Annotated in this window: 10 protein-coding genes and 1 pseudogene; 3 read left to right on the forward strand and 8 right to left on the reverse strand. The window is 65.2% G+C overall.

All coding sequences use genetic code 11. From position 1 onward, the window contains the following. Positions 1-32: 32 nt before the first annotated feature. A pseudogene (locus IM25_RS23440) lies at positions 33-893 on the reverse strand (MmgE/PrpD family protein); the annotation flags it as partial. A gap of 495 nt (positions 894-1,388) precedes the next feature. Between IM25_RS23440 and IM25_RS23445 the strand changes: the two are divergent. After that, positions 1,389-2,393 carry a DUF4192 family protein gene (locus IM25_RS23445; RefSeq protein WP_065996584.1) on the forward strand — a complete coding sequence of 335 codons (1,005 nt, stop codon included), beginning with the start codon at positions 1,389-1,391 and terminating at the stop codon, positions 2,391-2,393. Between the two features lie 230 nt (positions 2,394-2,623). Here the strand turns inward: IM25_RS23445 and IM25_RS23450 are convergent, their stop codons facing one another. Next, positions 2,624-2,788, reverse strand: a complete 165-nt coding sequence (locus IM25_RS23450) for a hypothetical protein (RefSeq protein WP_157127009.1) — start codon at positions 2,786-2,788, stop codon at positions 2,624-2,626. A gap of 325 nt (positions 2,789-3,113) precedes the next feature. On the opposite strand from IM25_RS23450, the gene IM25_RS26215 reads away from it, so the two are divergent. Continuing rightward, on the forward strand, positions 3,114-3,320 hold the full coding sequence (locus IM25_RS26215; protein WP_033098671.1) for a hypothetical protein: 207 nt from the start codon (positions 3,114-3,116) through the stop codon (positions 3,318-3,320). Between the two features lie 122 nt (positions 3,321-3,442). Here IM25_RS26215 and IM25_RS23460 read toward each other — a convergent pair whose 3' ends face one another. After that, positions 3,443-3,898, reverse strand: coding sequence for a hypothetical protein (locus tag IM25_RS23460; RefSeq protein WP_232333504.1), 456 nt, complete (start codon positions 3,896-3,898; stop codon positions 3,443-3,445). Positions 3,899-4,126: 228 nt separating this feature from the next. Here IM25_RS23460 and mobF point away from each other — a divergent pair, with 228 nt between their 5' ends. Next, positions 4,127-8,542 carry a MobF family relaxase gene (gene mobF, locus IM25_RS23465; protein WP_065996586.1) on the forward strand — a complete coding sequence of 1,472 codons (4,416 nt, stop codon included), beginning with the start codon at positions 4,127-4,129 and terminating at the stop codon, positions 8,540-8,542. 13 nt (positions 8,543-8,555) lie between these two features. Here mobF and IM25_RS26220 read toward each other — a convergent pair whose 3' ends face one another. The 5 genes from IM25_RS26220 to IM25_RS23485 form a co-directional block, all read right to left on the reverse strand. Continuing rightward, positions 8,556-9,713: a hypothetical protein gene (locus tag IM25_RS26220; protein ID WP_157127010.1), complete on the reverse strand. Its 1,158-nt coding sequence runs from the start codon at positions 9,711-9,713 to the stop codon at positions 8,556-8,558. Between the two features lie 216 nt (positions 9,714-9,929). Beyond that, on the reverse strand, positions 9,930-10,550 hold the full coding sequence (locus IM25_RS23470; protein ID WP_033098668.1) for a hypothetical protein: 621 nt from the start codon (positions 10,548-10,550) through the stop codon (positions 9,930-9,932). Further along, complete coding sequence (locus IM25_RS23475; protein WP_065996587.1) at positions 10,547-12,358, reverse strand: type IV secretory system conjugative DNA transfer family protein; 1,812 nt, start codon at positions 12,356-12,358, stop codon at positions 10,547-10,549. Before IM25_RS23475 ends, IM25_RS23470 begins: the two co-directional genes overlap by 4 nt. Further along, positions 12,355-13,776, reverse strand: a complete 1,422-nt coding sequence (locus tag IM25_RS23480; RefSeq protein WP_232333505.1) for an ATP/GTP-binding protein — start codon at positions 13,774-13,776, stop codon at positions 12,355-12,357. Before IM25_RS23480 ends, IM25_RS23475 begins: the two co-directional genes overlap by 4 nt. 77 nt (positions 13,777-13,853) lie before the next feature. Next, on the reverse strand, positions 13,854-15,044 hold the full coding sequence (locus IM25_RS23485; protein WP_232333506.1) for a hypothetical protein: 1,191 nt from the start codon (positions 15,042-15,044) through the stop codon (positions 13,854-13,856). Positions 15,045-15,275 lie beyond the last annotated feature (231 nt).

The following is a 15,275-nucleotide window of genomic DNA, read 5'->3' on the forward strand; positions in this document are numbered from 1 at the left end:
GTCGAGGCAGAGTGGTGCGCCCCGGTTCCCGATCAGCCGCGCACGGTCACCATCAGGGCCTCCAGGGAATCTGCGGTGTGCAGCCCCAGTGCAGCTCGGACCACCGCTGCTGCACGCTCCGGCGACAGCCTGTTCTCGACGTTGAGATCGAACTTCATCGTGAGTTCCTCGTCGGAAAGCGGATTCACCGGACCACCACGATTGTGGTCGACCCGAGCCTCGTGCCAGACACCATCGCGAGTGCGTACCCGCAGCACTGCCGGGAACTGATAGGGGTAGATCTCGTCGCACCGGTCGTCGCTGCGGCTGGTGACCAGACCCGCGAGTTCGAGCGTGCGTGGATCCTTCGCGGCCTCGTCGGTGAAATCGGCATGTCCCACTCCGAGTCCCGATCCACCGAGCAGCGCTCGTGCGACGGTGAACGGACCCGAGAACGCTGCATGATATCCGGATTCGGGGGCCGCTTTCGAGGCGGGAGGTTCGGCGATGGTGCGCAGGACCGGTTTCGGAACACCGAGTTCGATCTCCGCGATGTGGGCGGGGTCGAGCCCCTGGCGGACGAGCGTGCGTGCAGCGTCGATCCCGGCGTGGGTGAAGTGGTTGCACGGATACGGCTTGAAGAAGATACCCGGCAGTTCCCAGCGTTTGCCCAGTCCATCCAGGACCTTCGCGGTGTCGGCCCGATCGCCGCAGAAGGCGTGCAGGAAACCGAAACGTCCTTCGATCACGGTGGGCGGTCCGGTGAGGCCGGCGCGAGCAAATTCTGCCGAGGTGACACCGGAATGTGCCGCCCATCCGCAGTGCGCGCGCTTGACCGTGCCGCCGGTGCGGTTGGCTTCGAGCAATCCGGCGCCGAAACTCGCGGCGATGCCCATGGCGTCTGCGATACCTTCGCCCGGTCGAGCCGTGTCGAGGGTCGGTGTGGCAGTCGGATCTTTGCCTCGTTGGTCTCGGGGTCGGTAAACGTATGCTCCCGCGGCCGGCGGACGGTGCCCCTCGCCCTGGCCAGGAGGGTGCCCCGGCTCGTCTGCGGTGAGCATCGGCTCTACCGATCCCCGGGGGCTCCGCCCCCGGACCCCTGTCCCTCCCTCCCAAGGTTCCCGCTGCTCCGCGTGCACCGCGCCCGGTCGCCACACACGGCCCTACCGGACCCGCCGACCACCGGGCAAGGGAAAACCCGCCCTTGCCCGGCAGTCACCGCGCCCGGTTCACCAGGGCAGCACCGACCGACCGAGGTACCCGCTCCACCACCGCCACCGGACCACCCCGATACACCCGCAAAACCGCAGGTCAAAGCCTAAAAACGTGTGACCAGCATCACCAGAAAAGCACCGACAAAGCACCAATAAAACATCGAAAAATCATCAAAAAAGATGTAAACTAGAGGCATGAACAACAACGAGAACGGCCCCGTTACCCGCCTCAACACCGCCCAGTTCATCGAAGGCATCCCCGCCTTCCTCGGCATGGTCCCGAACGAATCCCTCGTCATTGCCCTGTTCGATCCTCAGGGAACGACCGGCCCCTTCGCCCGCCTCGACCACGACAACGCCACCGCCGTTGTCGCTCTCGACAAGCTCATGGCCGCCGCCGAGTCCGCCGACTTCAACGCCACCATCGCCGCGCTCGTCAGCATCCACCCCAACGGCGACACCGCAGAGGAACCCCTTCTCGCCGCCCCCCGCCACGCCTACACGCTCGGTCTGGCCGTGCCCATCGCCGCCGTCCTGCCCGAGTACACCGCCGGTGAGACCTTCTTCAACTTCCCCAGCGCCGAATCCGGCGAACTCGGCGACATCCTCGCGAGCACCGTTGCTGTCCTCGGAGTCATCGACGGCCGCGCCCCCATTGCCCCCAGCCGCGACGCGCTCGCCGCCGAACTCGCACCCGCCGAAGACCTCGGAGTGTTGTTCGAGCGCCAGTGGGACGCGCGCCAGGCCCGCGCCCAGGCTCCCGAGATCACCGACGCCGCGAACCTCGAGACACTGCGTGACGCCATCGAAGCGCCCCGCGAGCTGACCTATCCCGAAGCCGTCGCCGTCGCGATCACCCTCACCGACAACCCCCGTGCCCGCGACGTGGCCCTGTACTTCTCCCGCAACGTCGCCGCCGTCGCCATCCTGACCGACGCCGCCCGCAAGACCTCCGGCTACGCCCGCTTTACGATCCTGTCCGTCCTTGCCGCCGTCGCCTACGCACACGGCTACGGAGTCCGCGCCGCCGTCGCCCTCGACGCCATCGAGAACGGAGTAGCCCACGAGACTCAGATCCCCAAGCTCGCGCTTCTCATCCGCCAAGTCGTCGACCACGGCTTGCACGCCAAGGGAGTGCAAGAAGTCCTCGAGGCCGGTCGAAACGTCCTCCCCGAATTCGGATTCAGCCCCGAGGACTGACAAACACACCACGAGGCCCCGCACCGACCGGTGCGGGGCCTCGCCCTATCTCCAACTCACTAACGAACCCGCCCGCACCTTCCGCAGCGCGCAGGGCCGAGCTCAGGGCATCGAGCCCCTTCGCCCGGCTTGTCCCGCAGCTCGCGCACGGATCCGCGCCACCGTGCCGGGACAACACCTAACCGCAGTGCGACCACCGTGCATCGTCACGGTGCGATTCAGGCGAGCCGTCAGAGAATGTCCGGCTTATCCGAGAAGCAGATGTCGATGCCGCGAGTGCGGGGTACGTCCAACACCGGTATGCCGGCGACCGCCGCATCGAGGGCCAGGTCCGAAATCGGCATCACCTCAAGCACGGCACCGAGCAAGGCCACTTCCGCTTCACTGCGCTGCATAAGAACCCCTAACGTCTCCGAAACCGCCCCGACTCGCGTGCAACGGTCAACTCCCATCATCGAATATTCACCGTGGCCGAACCAACCGCCTCGACACATCAGAAGACGATCGCCTGCCAACTACCACAGCGTTCCTTGCGCCCCGTCGTACAGGGCTGTCTCGATCGCGTGCTGATCCCAGCCATATCGCAAGACCGGCCTCGCGCACCGCTCGTGAGCGTCGAGCACATCCGGCACGGTCGGCGCCGAACCACAACCGCCGCCCCCCGCCGCGCCCCTTACGCCCCATGTCCGCCATGTTCTCAGCGGCCGACGCGAGCACCACATGGGCAGCGAAGGCATCACCGTCGCCCGTGTTGACGCACAGCGGGTTGTCACAACGCCGGTGCATCGCCACTTCGTTGTCGTCGAGGCCACGTTCCAGCTCCACAGCGAGCGCCTAACGGTGCGGTCGCACCACGATCTGATGACCGTCTCGAGCTATCCAGAACCGTCCGTAGCTGTCATCACCGAGTGCACCGACCCAGAGTGACAGGAATCCAAGTCCGGTCCGTACACCACGCGTTGGAAGAAGCGAGTCCGTTCGATCTCGTCTCCTGGATCCCACCGCACAGTGGCTCCGTCTCTGACCTTGCGCCGTTGCTTGCTGCCCGATCAGGAGCCGGAAGCAGCTACAGGCACCTCGGGCGTCGGTTCGTTCGCCTCACTGCCGCCCTCGCTCGATCCTTGTGCGGGAGGCGTCGAGTCGTTGTTCTCTTCGGCCAGCTTCACCAACCGGCGCACCATCGCCACGTCCAGATCGACGAGTTCGGAGATCGAGGTCGCGGTCTCGCCACGTCCAGCAACCTGCGCCAGCGACCTGCCCGCCGCGAGTTCGGCCGCAGCCTTCTTCTTTTCGAACTCCTCGTTCGCCTTGGCGATCGCTGCATCACGACGAACAGCGGCCTTGTCCACCTTCTCCAGCGACGCCAACGCGCGCTCGAGGTCGCGTTGGTTGTCGCTGATCCGCTTGAGCAATTCAGCGCGCCGTTCCGACAGCTTCGACCGTGCCTGACTGCGTGCCGAGATCACCTTGGTCTCGTTGTGCACCGCATCCCCCGAACCACTCACTGCGACACCCTTCCCTTCTAAAACACCTCACGCCGAGTCTAAACCAGCAGCCCGACCCAACCCGTCACTCCGTCGGAGCGGTCTGCGACCGCCGGCCACACCGATCTACATCGCACCGCATCCGGGCGCCAGCAACAGAAGAAAGGGGACACACCTCTTGCAGTTTTACTGACATTCGGGAATCCAGCTCCCAACCCGCGCGTTCGAACCTCTACGATCGAGCCCGTGATGACCCTCCACGTCCTGCACGCAGCGGACGGCTACGAATACCTGACACGTCAGGTCGCCACAGCCGACCGCGAGCGTGAACGTGGAGCAGAACTGACCGATTACTACACCGCACACGGCACACCGCCCGGCGAATGGTTCGGCTCCGGCGTCGACGGTTTGAACGACCTTCTCGACGACATCCACACCGAGAACGCCGACCGAATCTCCGCCGGAGATGTCGTCACCGAAGCGCAAATGAAGGCCCTGTTCGGCGAAGGACTCCACCCGAACGCCGACGCCCTGATCGCCGAACTCATCGACCGGGGCGTCCCCTCCGAGGACGCAATCAGGCTCGCCCGACTCGGACGCAAGTTCCCGACTTTCAAGAACAACGTCGAGCTGTTCGACCGACACACGGCCGAAATCGCCGAGTACACCGACACCCACGGACACGCCCCGAGCCCGGACGAATCCGCTGCGATCCTCGACCGCATCGCCGGAGGAATGTTTCAGGAAAAGCACGGACGTCCGGTCACGAACGAGGCAGAATTGCGGAACTGGATCGCCCACGAGAAGGGCAAAGTCCGCCACCCGGTAGCCGGCCACGACCTGGTTTTCACACCGCCCAAAAGCGTGTCGAGCCTGTGGGCACTGGCACCGAACGAGACGCGCATCGAGATCGAGCGCATCGTCGATGCCACGGTGAAAGACACCCTCCGGTGGCTCGAAGAGAACGCCTGCTTCACTCGCGTTGGCCGCAACGGCGAGGAACAGATCGACACCAACGGTTTCGTCGCGACCCTCTACAAACACTTCGATTCCCGCTGCGGGGACCCCAATCTGCACACCCACGCCGTCGTGTCGATCAAGACCCAGGCCGCCGAAGACGGCAAGTGGCGAGCCGTCGACGGATCGACCATGTTCCGCTTCGCCGTCGCCGCCTCGCAGCGATTCAACGCCGAAGTGATGCAGCGCCTGAGCACCGAACTCGGCCTCGAGCTGACCCACCGCGAGATCGAGCAGGGCAAGCAACCCGTGGTCGAACTGGCCGCCATTCCCCGCGACATGCTCGAGATGTTCAGCCCCCGCCGCAGCGCAATCGAGGCCCGCCGCGACGAACTCGTGGCCGAGTACCGCACCAAGTACCAGCGGATGCCTGACGCCAAGACGATGTATCAGCTCTATCAACAAGCAACCCTCGACACCCGCGAAGGCAAGGCCGACGCGAAATCACTCGCCGAGATGCGCGCAGAATGGCGCGAGAAGGCCGCCGAAATCCTCGGCGGCAACGAGGCCGTCGACCAGCTCGTCCGCGACGCCTTCGCCGCTGATCACGCCCCGAGGCCACAGCGCCGCAGCCTCGACGACGACGCCCGAGCCGTGATCACCAAGCTCGAGTCCAAGCGCTCGCGCTGGCAACTGCCACACATCGTCTCCGCAGTCCAGGCCCACCTCGGCGGTGAGACTTTCCCCGACCTCGACACCTACCGGACGGCAGTCGATCGACTCACCAGCCGGGTCGTGGAGTTGTCGGTCACCACCCCACGCGTGGAGCTGCCCGCGATCCCGAGGCGTCTGCGCCGACGTAACGGCGACTTCGTTCTGTCCCACCACGGCAGCCACAAACACAGCTCCCAGCGCATCCTCGACGCCGAAACGATGCTGGTATCGGCCACCAGCGAACCCACCGTCTTCACCGCTCGCACCGCCTCGATCCACGAGGTGTACGAGACGATGCGCGCCGAAACCGGGCGCAACCTCAACGCCGGCCAGCGCACCTTGACCGAGCACTTCCTGCAATCCGGGGCACTGCTGGCCGTCGGTGTCGGACCCGCAGGAACCGGCAAGACCACCAGCATGAAAGCCGTCGTGCAGGCATGGCAGAACGAAGGCCGGGGCGTCATAGCCCTCGCACCCTCCGCGGTCGCCGCCGAAACACTCGGCGAAGAAGTCGGCGTCACCGGCCTGACCCTGGCCTCCCTGACCTACCCCTGGCGTGGTCTCGTCGGCAGTCGCCCCGGCGCACTTCCGGCCGGCATCGACATCGCACCGGGCACGATGCTGCTCGTCGACGAAGCATCCCTTGCCTCCACCCTCGACCTCGCCGCCGTCGTCGAGATCGCCAAGGAACGTGGCGCAGTCGTCCGCCTGCTCGGTGACCCGGCCCAGCTCGACGCTGTGGAAACCGGCGGAATGCTGCGCTATCTGGCGCAGAACACCGACGCTCCCGAACTCGACACCGTGGTCCGATTCGGCAACGACACCGCCCAAGCCGAAAACTCGATGCTGCTGCGATCCGGTGACTCCACCGGCCTGGACCTGATCTACGAACGCGATCTCGTGCGCGAAGGAACGCGCGAAGAAATGATCGGCCAGGCCGTCGAGAACTACCTCCACGACCTCGCCGACGGCAAAGAATCCATCGTCATGCTGCCCACCCGCGAGGACGTCACGGCAGCGAACATCCAAGTCCAGGCCGTGCGCCGCCACGACGGAACCAGCGACGAATCCACCACCGTCGCCCTCGCCGACGAACTCACCGCAGGCCGCGGCGACATCGTGCTCACCCGCAGCAACCGCCGCGATCTGAACCCCTCCGGCGGAAAGAAAGCCGGAGCGTTCGTGCGAAACGGCGACCTATGGGAAGTGCTCGATGTCGTCTCCGAACGCGGCGCACTGACCGTCCGGCACCTCGAACACGGCGGCGTCATCACCCTGCCGGCCGACTACATCAGCACCCACGTGCAACTCGGCTACGCCTCCACCGTGCACCGCGCCCAGGGCGTCACCGTCGACACCGCCCACGCCATCATCACCCCCGACATGAACCGCTCCGGGCTGTATGTGGCCGTCACCCGCGCCCGCACCGACAACCGGATCTACGTCCCGGTCGACGTGCCCGTCAACCTCGACACCGAGCGTCCGCACCTCGAAGACAAGAACGTCTCCACCGGCCGGATGATCCTCGAAACCGTCGTCGCCACCGACAACGGCCACCGCACCGCCACTGAAGAACTCGCCGAACAAGCCGCCCACGCCACCGACCCGGAGCGGCTGCGCGAGGCATATCTGGCCGCCCAACGCCGCCTCCGCGACGACGCACTCGAGACCGAGATGCGCCGCACCCTCCCCGAACACATCGCCGCCACCATCGAAGGCACCGAAGGATGGGCACAGCTTCGCCAGATCCTCGCCGATGCCCATGACCACGGCTACAGCACCCGCACGCTCCTCGGACGCGCCCTCGCCGAAGGCCCCCTCGCCGGAGCGATAGACATCGGAGCGGTCCTTGCCCACCGCACCCGCGCCATCGTCGGCCAGTTCACCGAACCCCCGACATTGCCGCCGCTACCGATCCGCGACCCACTCCACACCGACGCGGACATGCACGACTTCGCGGTCGAATGCGCCCGCCGCTACACCGAGACCACCGACCGCGCCGCGGCCGCAGACACCGGCATCGGCGAGGTCACCCGCCGCTACCGCGACACCTCCGCACTGCTCGAAACAGAGAGAGTTCGCACCCTCGCCACCGCTGCACTCGGAGAAGAACTCGGTGCCCGCATCGCCGAAGAATCCTCCGCGCGACTGCTCGCCCGCCAGCTCCCCCGCGCCGCCCAAGCCGGCGTCGACCCGATCAACCTGCTCACCTGGCACCACGAACGCCTGGCCGAAAACGGCGTCGACACCACCGCGGCCGCGCTGCGCTCCGACATGGCCAAGCCCCTGACCAAGCTGATCGCCCGCCGCAACACCGCATGGCTCACCGAGCACGAAGAGACCATCGCCGAGCACCTGCCCACGCTCGCGTTGCAGACCGACGACGAACGCGCCCAGGACATCGCCGGACGCATCGAACATCTCCACCGCCTCAGCGGAGCGAGCATTGAGGAGGTCGTGGCCGATCTGGCAGAGCGGGCCGGAGCCACCGCCCCAGCGACCACGCTGCTCGCCGAACTCGACCGCATCGCCGCCGAGGGCCGAGACTTCACGAACCCCGACGCACCCGAATGGGTCGTCGCGCCAGTGTCCGACGCCGACACCATCGACCCCGAACTCGCCGCCACGATCCGCGAGGACTACCAGGCCATAGCCGAGATGCACCGCGACTACCGCGACCAGCTCACCGACGACACCGCACCGACCTGGGCGCACTCAAGCCTCGGTGCCTGCCCCGAGAATCCCGAACACGCTGCTCTGTGGCGGGGCGCCGGAGCGGACGCGGCGGCCTACCGCAGCACCCACCACATCACCGACGAGGACACCCTCGTTGGAGGCCGGCCGAAGGATCGTCGAGCCGCACTCGACTGGAACCACGTCCACCGTCAGCGCGAACAGCTACACGAACAGCAACGTCAGCTCCAGCACAGTCGTATCGAACGCGATCCGCAGCCTCGTTCCGAGTTCGAGCGCAGCAGGCAGTGGCGCCTCTAGCGTTGAATTGACGTCACACGTTTTCACCGTCGGATTGAGATTCAGTAATTGTGCCGGCCTCCGTCGAAACTTCAGCTTTCAGTCCGGGTTTAATGCCCTGCATGTGCGCCATTGCCTTGGCCTTGGACTGTTGATCTCGCGGCGAATCGCGATAGTGCCGGACTCCGGCTTGTCTGTCCTTGATTCGCGAAACATAGCCTTGAACAGCCCACCAAATCCTCGGTTCGCTATTCGGTCCTGGAGCTTCAGTCGGACCGTACACCTCGGTCCCTTCCACTTGGCGCATGTTCCAGACCAGCTCTAGCTCCGGTAGGACATCTTCGATGAGATGCGCGTCAGTCGTGTCGATATGCTGCAGAAAAGGGTGCTCATTCTCTCCCCACACATCCCGCGGGACATCGACTTCATACCCAATCTCGCGGGCAATCCCTGGCGGTAACGCAGCAGTAAGAAGCTGAACGCGAAGACGATTTCCCGGCGTGTCCGGGTTCGCTTTGTACTGTGCATAAGCGTCACCAAGCTGAAGAATCAGTGAACGGAGCTCGCGCCGGGTTTCCCGATCAAGATCTTTCTCCCTGGCCTCGCGAGCGTCCTTGTATTCCTGATCCTTCCCGCGGTCCGCGATTTCAGAGGCAGAGGGATAAAGCGCTTCCGTCCACGTCTTTTTCCCGCTCTCGCCTTCAGGGATCCACTCGAAGGCAGCACGTGTACCCACGCCCCCCCAAGAGGTGACCAGATCGACCGGGTATGACTGCCCAGCCGGGATGGTGACAGGACCATCTGCTCCTACGAACTCGGCATGCGCGAAGTCGCCCCTATTGGCGATGTTCACGTTTGTAGCTGTCACGGTTCCGGCATTGCGGAGTACATGCCGGTATGGGATGGGATGAGGTTCTAGAACCAACTTGTGCCGACGCCGCCGCTCCTCTGCTGAGGCAAGAGCAGCATTCTGCTCAGCAGCATCAGCCGAACGCTTCGACTGTCGGCGGGTCAGAATCGACACCGCAACAGAGGCGATAGCGACTACTCGCGTCACCCATTCGCCAAAAGACGCTGGTCCCGAAGCGATAAACAGCACGATCAGGACGGTGGCAACGAAGCAGAGTCCAGCCGCCCATGCGTACTGCTCCATGGTCGGCTTCTTGAACCAATTGATCGGCTTCTCGATCAAGTTTTTCACCTGGATAGATAAGCCGACAGTCTGCATTCTCGCAAGAAAGCTGTGGCGTCAGAGCACGAGCAATGTATTCGGAAGTTCTCCGGTGGAGCGTTGCGATCGATAGATCGTGGTGGCCGGCCATGACGCCTAGGCGGGCACTGTCGTGGCCGACCACCACACCGAGGAAGGCCAGGTGGTGAGTCCGGCATTGGTGTTCCTCGGCAGTCTCTAGGTCCGTACGTATCCCTCCGTGTCGTCGGACCACTCCCAAACGTGGCCGTCATACGAGACCGGCCCGAACTCGTCGTCAGCCTCAATCGGTTCGGCATCTCCCGAGTCGATCAGATCGACCATCCGCGCAGCGTCGATCACCGCTGGCCCCGCTCCGTGGCCCGAGTCCGGGAGCGATCCGGTGGTGGCGACCGCCGCCGCGATCGGGGTTGGTCGCGCCGCGATGTCGGCCGCGATCCACTCCCGCACCCCGTTGAGCAGCGTGACCTGCACGGTCGGGGGTTCGCAGCGCCCGTCGATACAGTCGCCGAACTCGTCGGAGTTGGCCGCCAGCCGTTGCAGAAGTGGTTGATAGACCTGGTAGTGCCAGCTTCCCGGCGACCACGAATGCACCTGACCGTCGCCGAGCTGTTCGTAGGCAACCTTGTGCGCCGACATCGCCGCCGTCAGTTCCTCGACCATCTTCGGGTGCCGATACCAGCAGCCCTTGATCCGATCGGTGAGCCGGTAGCAGCCGCGAAACCACTCCACCCAGTCGATCAACTCGTCCCACAACTGTTGTGCTTGTTCCTGGTCGAGATGTCGCCACGACAGCCGGCCCGGTGTGTACCCGCTCATCCGAGCACCACGTCCCCGCCCGTGCGGGACCAGGCCCAATCGGGCAGCTCCCCCGTCTCGCAGACCCAGTTGTAGACCTGTTGAGAGTCGAGCACCCGCTTTTTCCAGTGCGGAATGTCCCACACCAGCGGGAGATGAACCCGCGCCGGAGCCGCACCCCGGTAGATCATCAATGCCTGGTCAGCAGGCATTCCGCGAATCTCCGGGGCGGTCATCCCCTTCGCCTGCCGAGGAGCCTGCGTCGGAGACCACCACTCTTCGCGCTCACCGGTCAATCGGGAGATCTGCTCGAGTTCGTTCACATCACCGAGGCCGGGCAGGATGATTCGCACCGGCGAGTTCGTCGTGAACATCTTCCCCGCGCTCGGACCCCATCGCCGGATGTTCTGCTCCTGACCGTGGCAGAACGCCCAGATCGAGATCCCTCGCCCGGCGCTGTCGGAGACTTTGTCGGGCAGATCCGGGATGGGCGCGACATTGTTGACCTCATCGAGAACGAACCGCACCGGAGGGTCGATTCTCTCCTCCGGGTACTCCCGCGAAATCTCTTTGGCCAGGTAATACGCTTCCGCCGCCAACGCCGTGACGATCGGTGCACTCGAGCCGTAGGAGCCTTCGGAGATCAGATACAGCGTCCCGCCGTCGCGGATAAGTTGCGCGAGGTTCACCGACTCGTCGGCGGTGACGTTGACTGCCGCCATCAGCTTCGGTGAGGCGAGGGGATCGAGCAGCGTCGAGACCGTCGACATCACATCGTCGACCGAATCCGATCCCGAGCCGCCGAGCTGCGAATACTCCACGCTCCACGTCGGCAGGTCCCGGTCCAGAATCTCCTTGACCTTCGGCACCTGCCGCTGCATCGCCCAGCGATAGAAGGTGGTCACATCCCCACCGGACACCGCGGCCGCATACAGACAGCACCGCAGGTACTTCGCTGCATTTGTCGAGAAGTACCCACTGTTCTTGGTATCGCCGAGGGGAACAGCCTGCACCAGCGCATCGGCACGCCGGATCGCCGTGTCCGGGTCATCGCAGCCGGCCAGCAGGGACCACCGCATCGGCGTCGGCCACCGCGTGATGCCCTCGGGGTCGAACACCTCGACCGGGCCGGAGGCCAACCGTTGCCCCACCGTCGACCACAGCAGATCAGGTTTGGTGGTCGTGGCCAGCACGAACCCGACCGACTCGACGATCCGCTGCCAAGCCAACCGCCAGCTCTTGCCCGAACCGGTCGGGCCCTCGACCAGCGTGCCGTCCCGGTACTGGACGAACACCTCGGCATCTTTGCCATGCTCGCCGTAGAGTGTGCCGATCCGGGTCGCCACCTGATGCGCGTCGATCTTGCGGGCCGGAGTATCACCCAAGCTCGCCCGATTCGTCTTCGCGGCTTTCACCGCGCTCCTGCGATCGAGGCCGCGCCGCCGCAGCTCCGCCCGGTCCGCAAACCCTTCCTGGCGCGTGCGCTTAGCGCGCTGATGTGCCGAAACCTTCCCGTCGATCACGAGCACGACGGCGATATAGACCAGCATCGCTGCGATCAGGCACACCCACACCGCGACCGCCGAGCCCGGCCGCGAGTCCTCGGGCCAGCCCACCGTCGGATCGCCCGGCGTGAGCACCAACGCCCGCAACACCGACAACGTGCCGTACAGCCCTTCCGGGAACACCGGCCCCGCCCCGGTCACCAGGCCGGCAACCGCGCCCCCGGCGTACCCCGTCCACAGGCCCCCGCCGATCACCACGACCACCAGGCCGGTGCCGACCGGAATCACCGGCTGTGTCGGCCGCTGCTGACCCCGCTCGTTCACTGCACCGCCCCCACCAGCTCGGCCAATTCCTCGGCATCGAGAGTGTCCGGGAGCCGGGTCTGCCCGACCAGCGTGCTCGCCTCCCCCCGAATGACCTCATCAGTGTCGGTGAGGGTGATCTCGAGCGGGGACCGCTCGTGCTTCATCAGCACCGGATCGGACTTGCCCATCACCACGAGACACTGCCCCTTGTGCATCGACATCAGCAGATCGACGCAGTATTCGGGCAGGTGGTACATGCGAACCGTCTGCTCGGCATCGTCCACCCGATCCTGTCCATACAGGAACACGATCCCAGCTTCCTGCATCAACGCCCTGGCCGGAGAATCCGCAGGTAGATCGGCGATATGGTGGAACGCCGAGACCGTGGACAGGCCCAGGCCGCGAGAGAGCTTCATATTGTCGCGGAAAACCCGCCCGGTCGAGCCTTCCGCGATGTGCCAGCCTTCCTCGACGATGAGAATGGTCTGCTTGTGCTCGGATGCGCGAGCGGCGAGAACATTCGACAGCCACGTATTGATGACCGTCATCACCACCCGCAGCGCCGGTCCCTTGTTGGGCAGTTCGGAGACGTCGAAGTGCACGAGCGGATGGTCGAGCGCATGACGGACATCGGCCGAGGTCGGCTGATCGACCAACCCTCGCAGATCTCCTTCGCAGAGCTGCCGCAGCGCCAAGCCCGGATCACGACCCCACCGGCACGCTTCCTTCTCCCACACCTCGCCGAAGGTGACTGTCGCTTCCTCCGGCGTGGATAGCAGCAGATCGGCGACATCACGCAGGATCGGCTCGGTGCCCTCGCTGCGGGCACGTTCGTTGACCAGTCTCAGCGCCAGGTTCAGCGCCGCGATCTCCGTCTGCACCAACGTCCGCTGCATGGTGTCCTCGAGTACCGCGGCAATCAGCACTTCTTGACCGGCCGGCACGATGCCACCAGAAGTGGTCACCGACGACGAAATCGCCGGGTCCATGATGTTCAACCGCGCACCGTCACCGCCGGTCTTGAACCTGATCGACGGCACCCCCAGCGACTTGGCGAGCTCGGTGTACTCACCACCGCGATCACCCTGACGCTTCTTGTCGATCACCACGACCTGACGGCCGGCCGCGATCTGCCGCAGTCCCAGGGTGGTCTTGATCAGTGAGGACTTCGCCTTGCCGATGTCACCGACCACCGCGACGTTGATGTTCTCGATCTCACTTCCGTACAACGCGAACGGATCGGTGATGACCAGCGCATTCGACATCAGGTTCCGCCCCGACACGAGTCCTTCGTGCCGCACGTTCTTGCGGGTGGTCGCCAGATTCAGTGCTTCGGCCTGGCGAGTCGTCGACCACACTCCTTCCGGGCGCGGTTCGTACCATCCCCACCGGTCGAGCCACTTGTTGCGCTTCGGTGGACGCCGACGAGGAACCACCGGCGTGTCCGCCTGATCTACCTCCGGAGCGGTCGGCGCAGGCGCAGCGTCCTTTTTGCAGTTCAGTAGTGACGGCATCAGACCCCCTTGGCCCGGGTGTACTTGGTGGCCGCGAGTCCGCGGCCGAGCGGCAGAGTGAGGAATTGCGCGACATCGTGGCTGTCGTCGAACCAGGTGAACTCTTTGATGGCGGCTTGGTCGGCGGCCTGCTCGAGCCGCGCACACGCTCGCATCACCGCATCCTCATCCGGTGCGGTGACCGACACTGCCATCGACCAGATCACCCCGTGGTGTCCCGATCCCGGCTTGAGGTCTTCGCGGCGACGCAGTGATGCCGACGCCATGACCTCCGATGCACCGTCGGTGACCTGGCCCTTCTTTCGCTCTTTGTACTGGCGTGCTGCATCCTCGGTCGCGTCCTTGCGTGCCACCTGGCGCGCTTTGACTGCATCGACGAAATCCATCCGCACCTTCACCGTGCGGATTGTTGGCTGGGCCGGAATCCCCTCAACAGGATCGCCGGGGTCCGGGTCGACGCCGGTCAACAGCGGCGAGAGCCATTCAGCGTGCAGCGGGATCGGTTCGATCGAACCGGGCCGGATCAACCCGACTCGGGTATCCCATCGGTCGGACACCCGTGTCGACAGGTCTCCGCCGACATACGACGGCCAGCAGTTGCCCCAGTTCGCGCCACGATGGGCATCGAGCGCATAGGACGGATCGAGCATCGAGCGGAACACCGCACAGGCACGCTGTTGGCCGAGCACTTGCACCTGCCCGAGACGAGCCGAGGTCAGCGCCCCGACCGCCCGCATGGTCTCCTCGACGATGACCTGGCCGATACCGGCCCTCACCTCTACGCCCTTACGCTTGGCGACCGCTCCGGCCGCCGACAGCAACTCGACCGACTTCGGGAAGATCAGCGTGGCGCAGCAACGATGCTCTTCCGACTCCGGGGCCAGACCGTCGATGAGCTGGCCGTAGGACTCGACCGCAGGCATCACCCGGTGTGCATGAGGATTCGCACGCACCACCGATTCCATCCACGCCACGTGCGGAGTCAGATCGGCCGGCACCGAGCGATGCACCATCTCCAGCCCTCGAAGCAGCGAGGATCGGCGCGCGAATGAAGCCAGCGTGCGCGAGAACGCCTGCGAGGTCACCGCCCATTCCTCCGCACCGCGCAGTCCTTCGGCGAGCCCTTGAATCGACAGCACCACCGAGTAGTAGTTGTTGTCACCAGGCGTCCGGTGCTCGAGGATGAACATGTCATCGAGACCTGTATCGGTCAGATCCAGCGGAGCGACATCCCCGAGCGGCACCGGGAACTCCCAGCCCGGATCGGCTCCGAGCACCCCGTACAACTCATCACCGGGTGCCCGATAGACGTGTTCACCGTGCTTTCGCCGCCGCCGATCCCGGATCCGGTGTAGCTTCTCCCCCGCCCAAGACCGGCGACCGTTGATGTCGGTCGTCGCCCACAGCGTGCCGCCCACCAC

Source organism: Rhodococcus sp. p52 (genome assembly GCF_000763325.2).
In the GTDB taxonomy this organism is placed as follows: domain Bacteria; phylum Actinomycetota; class Actinomycetes; order Mycobacteriales; family Mycobacteriaceae; genus Rhodococcus; species Rhodococcus pyridinivorans.

Excerpts from the sequence above, each read along its gene's own strand:
- IM25_RS23445 (WP_065996584.1), top strand. The coding sequence starts at position 1,389 with ATGAACAACAACGAGAACGGCCCCGTTACCCGCCTCAACACCGCCCAG.
- IM25_RS23450 (WP_157127009.1), bottom strand. The coding sequence starts at position 2,788 with ATGCAGCGCAGTGAAGCGGAAGTGGCCTTGCTCGGTGCCGTGCTTGAG.
- IM25_RS26215 (WP_033098671.1), top strand. The coding sequence starts at position 3,114 with ATGGGCAGCGAAGGCATCACCGTCGCCCGTGTTGACGCACAGCGGGTT.
- mobF (WP_065996586.1), top strand. The coding sequence starts at position 4,127 with ATGACCCTCCACGTCCTGCACGCAGCGGACGGCTACGAATACCTGACA.
- IM25_RS23470 (WP_033098668.1), bottom strand. The coding sequence starts at position 10,550 with ATGAGCGGGTACACACCGGGCCGGCTGTCGTGGCGACATCTCGACCAG.
- IM25_RS23485 (WP_232333506.1), bottom strand. The coding sequence starts at position 15,044 with ATGTTCATCCTCGAGCACCGGACGCCTGGTGACAACAACTACTACTCG.